General features: G+C 73.9%; 7 protein-coding genes and 2 pseudogenes. 4 read left to right on the top strand and 5 right to left on the bottom strand.

Annotated elements, in window-relative coordinates; all coding sequences use genetic code 11:
* Positions 1-170: 170 nt before the first annotated feature.
* Positions 171-1,109 (bottom strand): peptidoglycan-binding protein, encoded by a 939-nt coding sequence (locus HUW36_RS20435; protein WP_174529641.1) that lies wholly within the window; start codon positions 1,107-1,109, stop codon positions 171-173.
* Between the two features lie 220 nt (positions 1,110-1,329).
* Between HUW36_RS20435 and HUW36_RS20440 the strand changes: the two genes are divergently transcribed.
* The gene (locus HUW36_RS20440; RefSeq protein WP_174529642.1) at positions 1,330-2,271 is read left to right on the top strand and encodes an acyltransferase domain-containing protein; all 942 of its coding nucleotides are present in this window, start codon (positions 1,330-1,332) and stop codon (positions 2,269-2,271) included.
* Positions 2,272-2,276: 5 nt separating this feature from the next.
* On the opposite strand, the pseudogene HUW36_RS20445 reads toward HUW36_RS20440, so the two are convergent.
* The 4 genes and pseudogenes from HUW36_RS20445 to HUW36_RS20460 form a co-directional block, all read right to left on the bottom strand.
* Positions 2,277-2,522, bottom strand: a pseudogene (locus HUW36_RS20445) (ABC transporter permease subunit); the annotation flags it as partial.
* Positions 2,523-2,754: 232 nt separating this feature from the next.
* On the bottom strand, positions 2,755-4,110 hold the full coding sequence (locus HUW36_RS20450; RefSeq protein ID WP_174529643.1) for a glycoside hydrolase family 10 protein: 1,356 nt from the start codon (positions 4,108-4,110) through the stop codon (positions 2,755-2,757).
* Between the two features lie 163 nt (positions 4,111-4,273).
* Positions 4,274-5,368 (bottom strand): oxidoreductase, encoded by a 1,095-nt coding sequence (locus HUW36_RS20455; RefSeq protein WP_174529644.1) that lies wholly within the window; start codon positions 5,366-5,368, stop codon positions 4,274-4,276.
* Positions 5,369-5,412: 44 nt separating this feature from the next.
* A complete protein-coding gene (locus HUW36_RS20460; protein ID WP_174529645.1) occupies positions 5,413-5,781 on the bottom strand; it encodes a MerR family transcriptional regulator in 369 nt (122 codons plus the stop codon).
* 122 nt (positions 5,782-5,903) lie between these two features.
* On the opposite strand from HUW36_RS20460, the gene HUW36_RS20465 reads away from it, so the two are divergent.
* The 3 genes and pseudogenes from HUW36_RS20465 to HUW36_RS20475 all read left to right on the top strand — a co-directional run.
* Positions 5,904-6,836 (top strand): STM4015 family protein, encoded by a 933-nt coding sequence (locus HUW36_RS20465; RefSeq protein WP_217428842.1) that lies wholly within the window; start codon positions 5,904-5,906, stop codon positions 6,834-6,836.
* 7 nt (positions 6,837-6,843) lie between these two features.
* Positions 6,844-7,791: an STM4015 family protein gene (locus HUW36_RS20470; RefSeq protein WP_174529646.1), complete on the top strand. Its 948-nt coding sequence runs from the start codon at positions 6,844-6,846 to the stop codon at positions 7,789-7,791.
* Between the two features lies 1 nt (position 7,792).
* Positions 7,793-7,994, top strand: a pseudogene (locus tag HUW36_RS20475) (STM4014 family protein); the annotation flags it as partial.

The raw sequence follows: 7,994 nt of genomic DNA on the forward strand, positions 1-7,994 counted from the left end.
CTGCGCGCGGCTGCGTCCGTGGCGGCGGGCTGGGGCGAGGGCGTGCCGCCGGAGCTGACCCGGCGGACCGTCCGCGACCTGACCATGTACGCCCGCTGGGCGGAACTGGCCTGAGCCGCGGGGCGGCGCGGAACGGCCCGTCCGGGTCGCCCGCGCCGCCCCGCCTGCGGTCAGTAGGTGCAGCCGGTCGTCGGGAGCGTGCCCGGGGCCGGCACGGCCGCGTTGTCGTAGAGGGCCAGCAGCAGGTTCTGCGGGCAGCGGTTCGCACCGCCGACGCGCACCTCCAGGTGCAGGTGCGGCCCGGTGGAGTTGCCGGTGGAGCCGGTGTAGCCGATGACCTGCCCGGCAACGACCCGCGCCCCGTCGGCGACGGCCCGGGACGACAGGTGGCAGTAGAGGTAGTAGGTGCCGTCGTCGGCGGTGATGCCGATGCCGTAGCCACAGCCGCCGCCGGCATGGCCGACCGTGCCGGCGGTGATCGCGTACGTCGTCACACCGCTGTTCGTGGGCAGGTCGATCGCCGGATAGTCGTGGTGCGGGTCGTCGTACTCGCTGCGCGGCAGCACCGAGCGCCCGATGACCAGCGCGTAGGTGCCGCCGCCCCCACCGTCGCCGAGGAGCCACTGCCAGGTGGTCGCGCCGACGGTGGTGCCGCCGGTGAGACCCCGGCCGGTCTTGAAGGCGGTGACGGCGCTGGTGGTGGCCGCGCCCCAGGCGCCGTCCACGGTGAGCCCGTAGCCGTACTTGTTGAGCGCCGTCTGCAACGCCCGTACGGCGTTGTTGCTGGCGCCCGGGTCGAGCGTCACCACGAGGCGCGACCAGGTCAGCGGGCCGACGACCCCGTCGGCGGGGAGCCCGCTGGCGGTCTGGAACGCCCGCACCGCGGCGGTGGTCCCGGTGGTGAAGGCGCCGTCCACGGTCAGGGTCTGCCCGTGGTGGCGGAGCAGGAACTGGGCGGACGCGACGTTCGGGCCGGACATGCCGCCGCTCAACGTGGGCCACGCCGGGGTGGCCGCCTGCGCGGCCGAGGGATTCGTCAGCACCAGGGCGGTGACGGTCAGCGTCGCGGTGGCCAACCAGACGGCCACGCGTCGAAGGGCAGTCCTCATCGTGTCTCCTCACCCCCGGACGGCGGGGAGCCGCGCACCAACTGATTGATGGATGTCAGTGCATGTGAAAGGTATGCTCATCGAAGAGCGTCATTTTCGCAAGTAACCTTCACCTGGGGCACCGGGACCCGTGGACGGCCGGCGGTGCACCCGGCCTGCCGGACGGCCGAGCGGTTTCGGGCCTGTCGCCACGGCCCCGCCGGTCGGTAGGGTCGGCCGGGTGGATCTCGACGACACCGCCGCCCGGCTCGGGGTTCCGGTCGAGGAGGTCGAGCGCGTGCACCGGCTCGCCGTCGACCACCCGTCGGCACCGCTTCCCGCCCGGGCCGACATGCCCGCCCTGCTCGACCGCCTCGGAGTGCCACCGGACGACGCCGCGGAGATCCTGGCCGCCTGGCCCGACTCCGACTCACCCCTGTGGACCCCGGAGCTGCGCTGGCTGCTGGACCGCTCGACCGCCCTGGTCCGCGCCGACCTCGGCGGCCACGAGTGGCTGCCGCCCGGTCCGGCGTTGCCGCGCGAGCGGGGCCCGGCCTGGCGGCACCTCTACGTCTACGCGTACCTGGCCCTGGTGGACGTCACGCGCGGCTACCACCGGGACCACGGCGTGCCCGACGCCGTGTCCTGGGCGACGCTCGCCGACCTGGGCCGCAACCTGGCCGTCGACCGGCGGATGCGCGGCGAGGGCTGGCCGGTCATGCAGAGCTGGCTGACGCTGCACACCCGCGGCGGGCTCTACGAGCTGGGCCGGCTCCAGCACCAGCGCGGCGACACCATCGGACTGCACGTCCCCGACGCGGGGCCGCTGACACCGGAGGCGGTCACGGCGTCGCTCGACCAGGCCCGCGCGTTCTTTGCCCGCCACTTCCCGCACGAGCGTCACACGGAGTTCTCCTGCGGCTCCTGGCTGCTCGACCCGCAACTGCGCGAATACCTGCCGGAGGACTCCAACATCGTCCGGTTCCAGCGCCGGTTCGAGCTGGAACCGTACGAGGAGCAGGAGGGGTTGGACGGCGACGTCGAGGTGCTGCGGTTCGTGTTCCGCACCCTGAGCACGCCGCTCGACGAGCTGCCGCGGCGCACCGCGCTCCAACGCGCCGTCGTCGACCACCTGCGGGCCGGCCGCCACTGGCAGTGGCGGCGTGGCCGGTTCCCGGTCTGACCCGTCACCGGCTGCACGGACTGGTCGACGCCCATCAGCTGCATGCCGTTGCTCATCACCGCCATGATCAGGCCACCGACCATGGCGCCGACGACGGTGCCGACCCCACCGGTGACGGCCGCGCCGCCGATGAAGGCCGCCGCGATCGCGTCCAGCTCGAACATGGTGCCGGCCGCCGGCTGGGCCCCGTTGGAGCGGGACGAGTAGATCACCCCGGCCTCGGCGGACAGGAAGCCCAGGCCGACCGCGATCACGATGCCGCCGAGTGCCGCCAGAAGACGTCTGCGCACGTGCCCGTCTCCCTCCACTGCGGAACCGCACCGGCATCCCCTCCCGGGTGTTAACGCCCACAAGTTGCAGCGTCAACCGATCGGACGAGACGCGTATGTCTCGGTCTCGTAACAGGGGCCGGCACGGGCGGCGGGTGGCCGGGTCGCGAAGGGGCGGCGCGCCGGTCGTCGCGCCGCCCCTCCGGTGGGTGCGTCAGGCGGCGGCGCAGGAGGGCGTCAGACCCGATCCGCTGCCGTTGCCCTGGAACCCGAACTCCGTGCTCTGCCCGGCGCCGAGCTGGCCGTTGTAGTCCACGTTGGTGAACCGGACCGTGCCCGTGCTGCCGCTCGCCGTGGCGCTCCACGTGTTCGTGACGCTCGCGCCACCCGGCAGCGTCATGGTGACGGCCCACCCCAGGGTGCCACCCGAACCGGCGGTCACCCGGACCGTGGCCACGAACCCGCCGGTCCACGCATTCAGCGACACCGAGGCCGAGCAGCCGCCCTGCGACGGCGGCGGCGAGGTGGTGGTGGGCGGCGGCGCCGTGGTGTTCGGCGGCGGGGTGGTGGTCCCGCCGGCGTTCAGCGCGTTGAGCACCGAGGTGTACGCGGCCTTCTTGTTCCCGGCACAGTCGAACAGCAGCGCGTTGTCCGAACCGCGCCACGAGTCGCAGTCACGCACGCCCCACACCGTGATGCCGGTGCACCGCGACACCGCGAGGCAGGCGCGGGTGACCGTGCCGTAGATGTTCGCCTGGTTACCGCCGGTCGTCACGTCCAGCTCGGTGATCTGCACGTCCACGCCCAGGTCGGCGAAGCGCTGGAGGTTTGCCTGGTAGTCACCCGGGATCGTGGTGCCCAGGTGCGACTGGAAGCCCACGCAGTCGATCGGCACGCCCCGGGCCTTGAAGTCGCGCACCATGTTGTAGATGCCCGTCGACTTCGCGTTGATCCCGTCGGTGTTGTAGTCGTTGTAGCAGAGCTTGGCGCCCGGGTCCGCGGCCCGCGCGGCGCGGAAGGCCGCCTCGATCCAGTCGTTGCCGGTGCGCTGGAGGTTGGAGTCGCGGCGTCCGCCGGAGCCGCCGTCGGCGAACGCCTCGTTCACCACGTCCCAGGCGTAGATCTGCCCCCGGAAGTGGGTGGCGACCTGGGTGACGTGGTTGATCGCGGCGCTGCGCAACGCGCTGCCGGACAGGCCCTGCGCCCAGCTCGGCTGCTGGGCGTGCCAGAGCAGCGTGTGACCACGCACGCTCATGCCGTTGGCCCGGGCGTGGCTGACCAGCCGGTCGCCGCCGGTGTAGGTGAACCGCCCCTGCTGGGGCTCGGTGGCGTCCCACTTCATCTCGTTCTCGGCCACCACGGAGTTGAACTCGCGGTTCAGGACGGTCGAGTACGTGCTGTCGGACAGCTTGCCGGTGGCGACCGCGGCGCCGAAGTAGCGGCCCTTCTCGGCCGCCGCCGCGCGCAGCGTCGTGCCGGCGTCGGCGGCGGGGGCCAGCGCCACCGCCATGCCGGCCACCAGCGCGCCGGCCAGCAGGCCGGTGGACAGCAGGGCTCTCGTTGGTCTCATGCGGATTCCTCTTCCGGGTTGCGACGGTGGTGATGCGACGCCTCGACCCGCGTCCGGTGGTGGTGTCGAGGTCCGACCAGCACGGCTCGCCCGGTGAGCCTTGCGGTGCTTCTGCCCTGTCTCGACTGTGAGCGATAACATCGACCACGTCAAGCCCGGTGGACTACGGATACACGTCCTCGTGCGCCTTGCGGTAGTCCGCGATCTCGGCCAGGCGGCCGGCCGCCGCGAGGGTCGCCCAGGCCGGGTTGCCGAGCAGGGCGCGCCCCACGGCGACCAGGTCGAACTCCCCGCCCGCCAGCCGGGTCGCGAGGCCGGACACCGACTCCGGCCGGCCCGGACGCAGGAAGTCGCGGGTCAGTCCCACCGAGCCCACGGTGATCGACGGCAGGCCGGTGAGGCGCTTCGCCCAGCCGGCCAGGTTCAGCGCCGAGCCGGCGAACGCCGGCTGCCAGAACCGGCGCTGCGAGGCGTGCAGGACGCCGGCGCCCGCGTCGGCGAACACGGTGAGGATCTCCCCCAGCTCGGCCGGGGTGTCGGCGACGCGGGCGTCGAAGGCCCGCTCCTTGAACTGCGAGAACCGCACGATCACCGGGCGGTCCGCCGGCAGGTGCGCGCGCACCGCGCGTACGACCTCGGCCGGGAAGGCCGCCCGCCGCGCCGGTGAGCCGCCGTACCTGTCGGTCCGGCGGTTGGTGTACGGCCAGAGGAACTCGTCCAGCAGGTATCCGTGCGCGGCGTGGATCTCCACGGCGTCGAAGCCGACCCGGCCGGCCGCCCGCGCCGCGGTCGCATACGCCGCCAGCAGCTCGTCGGCGTCGGCGAGCGTCATCGCGCGCCCGACCGGCCGCCCCGGTTCCGGTACCCCGGACGGTGTCCACGCCGGACGGCCGTCCACCGGCTCCCGCAGGCTGCCCAGGTGCCACAACTGGGCGGCGATGCGGCCGCCGACGGCGTGGACCGCCTCGACCACGCGCCGCCAGCCGGCCTCGGCCGGCCCGGGCGTCAGCCTCGGCACGGTGTCCTCGTGGCCGGCGCTGGGGTGGTCCACCAGGACGCCCTCGGTGACGACCAGTCCGATGCCCTGCTCGGCGCGCCGCCGGTAGTAGTCGGCCGCCTCCGGGGAGGGCACCCCACCGGGCGCGCGGTTGCGGGTCATCGGGGCCATGACGATCCGCGATCGCAGCGGCATTCCGGCGACGGTGACGGGTTCGAGCAGGGCTGCCACCGGCGATCCGGTGTCGACGGTTCCGGTCATGGCCCGACGGTAGGAGGTGACACCGGTGTCAGGGGCAAGCCCGATCAGGCCGCCGGCGTCGCGGCCTCGTCGGGGACGGTCATGTCGGCGATCACGTCGTCGAGCACCGAGACGGCGTGCGCGAGCCGCGCCATCTCGGCGACCATCCGGGACCGCTCCTCGCGCAGCCGGTCGGTGAGCCACCCGGTGCGGATCTCGGGGTCGGTGACGCAGGGCAGCAGCTCGGACATCCGCCGGCTGCTCAGCCCGGCGTCGAAGAGCCGGCGGATGAGGTCGATCCGCGCGACCGCCGACTCCGCGAACACCCGCTGTCCGCTGGCGGTGCGGACGGCCGCGAGCAGGCCCTGCTGCTCGTAGTAGCGGATCGACCGCGCACTGACCCCGGTGCGTGCCGACAGCTCCCCGATCCGCATCACGCCCACCCTCCGTCGCGCCCTCCGCCCCGAGCATGCCAGCTGCCGCCACTGCGGATCACCGTGTCGGGGTCGCCTGTTACGGTTCCGCCGCCCTTGCCGCAGCCGCACCGGAGGTTGGTGTGATCAACTCGCACGTGTCGTCGTTCGCCGGGATGCCGGTCCTGCCGTTCACCCCCGGCATGACACCGCCGGCGGACCCGTCCGCCGTGGCCTGGCGACTGGAGGTCGAGGAGTTCGACGCCGACCCGGAGGAGTTCGCCGGCCTGGTGGGCGCCATGCTGGACGAGGTGCCGCCGGAGGCGGTCCGGGCCGTCGTGGTGGGCGAGTGGGGCGAGGCGTACGAGCGACCGCTCCCGGTGGACCTGCTGGTCGACGCCGCATCGCGCTGGACCGGGCTGCGGGCGCTGTTCCTCGCCGACCTGACCTACGAGCAGTGCGAGATCTCCTGGCTCAGCCACGGCGACGTCACTCCGCTGCTCGCCGCGTACCCCGGGCTGGAGGTGCTGTGGATCCGTGGCGCCCAGGGCCTGCGCCTGGAGCCGGTGCGGCACACCGGGCTGCGGGAGCTGCGGTTCGAGTCCGGCGGCCTGCCGGGCGCGGTCGTGCGCGCGGTCGGCGGCTGCGACCTGCCGGAGCTGCGCCGGCTGGACCTGTGGCTCGGCCGGGCGGACTACGGCGGCGACACCACCGTCGACGATCTCGCGGCGGTGCTGGCCGGCGAGCGCCTGCCGGCGGTGCGGCACCTGGCGCCGTGCAACGCGGAGATCGCCGACGCGGTCGCCGCGGCGGTGGCCACCGCGCCTGTCGTCGGGCGGCTGGAGGTCCTCGACCTGTCGATGGGTGCGCTCACCGACGAGGGCGCGGCCGCGCTGCTGGCCGGTCAGCCGTTGACCCACCTGCGCCGGCTCGACCTGCACCACCACTTCCTGTCCGAGGAGGTGGCCGCGTCGGTGGTCGCCGCGCTGCCGGGCGTCGAGGTCGACGTCTCCGACGCGCAGACCGCCGAGGAGTACGACGGCCGCGCCTACCGCTTCACCGCGGTCGGGGAGTGAGCGACGGATGACGTTCGCCGCCCACGCCCGGACCTTCGCCGGGCGGCCGGTCGTCGAGGTTCCCACCGACGGTCCTCTTCCCACCGTGGCGGGTCCCGTCTCGTGGCGGTTCGCCAGGTCAGAGTGGGACCAGACGAACGAGGAGAAGCCGTCCGACGGGTTCCGGGCGGCGTTCGAGGAGTTCGTCGACCGGGCCGGACCGACGGTGGAGTCCCTGGTCGTCGGCGCCTGGGGCTACGCCGCGTTCAATCCCGCGCCGATCGCCCAGCTCTGCGCCGCCGCGCCGCGCCTGCCGGCGCTGCGCGCGCTGTTCCTCGGCGACATGGTCACCGAGGAGTGCGAGGTCTCCTGGATGAAGGTCGGCGACGTCAGTCCGCTGCTGGACGCGTACCCGCACCTGGAGGTGTTGCGCGTGCGGGGCGGGGACGACTTCCGCTTCTCCCCCGTCCGGCACGACCGGCTGCGTGGGCTGGCGGTGGAGAGCGGCGGCCTGCCGAAGGAGTTCGTCCGGGCCGTGCTCGACTCCGACCTGCCCGCGCTGACCGATCTGGAGCTGTGGCTGGGCACCCCCGACTACGGCGGCGACACGACCACCGCCGACCTGGCCCCGCTGCTCGACGGCTCGCGGTTCCCGCGGCTGCGCCGGTTGGGGCTGCGCAACGCGGAGGCCGCCGACGACCTCGCCGGCGCGCTGGCCGCCGCGCCCGTGGTGCGCCGGCTCGACCGGCTCGACCTGTCGCTCGGCACGCTCGGCGACTCCGGTGCGGCGGCGCTGCTGGCCGGTCAGCCGCTGACCCACCTTTCCGACCTCGATCTGCGCCACCACTTCCTGTCCGAGGAGACGGCGGCGACGGTGGTCGCGGCCCTGCCCGGGGTGCGGGTCGACGTGTCCGACCCCCAGGAGCCGGACGTCTACGACGGTGAGAGCTACCGGTACACGGCGGTGTCGGAGTGACATGCGCCTGACCGTCGTCGGCAACCCGGCCAACCGTCGGGTCTCCCTGTTCACCCGGGCGGTGCTGGCCGCCGGCCTGCCCCGGCCCGAGGTGCTGCCCTGGGTCGACGTGCTGACCGGCGCCGCGCCGCCGCCGGCCGGCGCGCTGGTACGGGTCGACTCCGCGGGTGAGGACCCGACCGTCGACCGGCTGCTGCGCGGCG

This window comes from Micromonospora maritima (genome assembly GCF_902825405.1).
GTDB lineage: Bacteria > Actinomycetota > Actinomycetes > Mycobacteriales > Micromonosporaceae > Micromonospora > Micromonospora maritima.

Coding starts and splice junctions, on each gene's coding strand:
- HUW36_RS20435 (WP_174529641.1), bottom strand. CDS start 1,109: ATGAGGACTGCCCTTCGACGCGTGGCCGTCTGGTTGGCCACCGCGACG.
- HUW36_RS20450 (WP_174529643.1), bottom strand. CDS start 4,110: ATGAGACCAACGAGAGCCCTGCTGTCCACCGGCCTGCTGGCCGGCGCG.
- HUW36_RS20455 (WP_174529644.1), bottom strand. CDS start 5,368: ATGACCGGAACCGTCGACACCGGATCGCCGGTGGCAGCCCTGCTCGAA.
- HUW36_RS20460 (WP_174529645.1), bottom strand. CDS start 5,781: ATGCGGATCGGGGAGCTGTCGGCACGCACCGGGGTCAGTGCGCGGTCG.
- HUW36_RS20470 (WP_174529646.1), top strand. CDS start 6,844: ATGACGTTCGCCGCCCACGCCCGGACCTTCGCCGGGCGGCCGGTCGTC.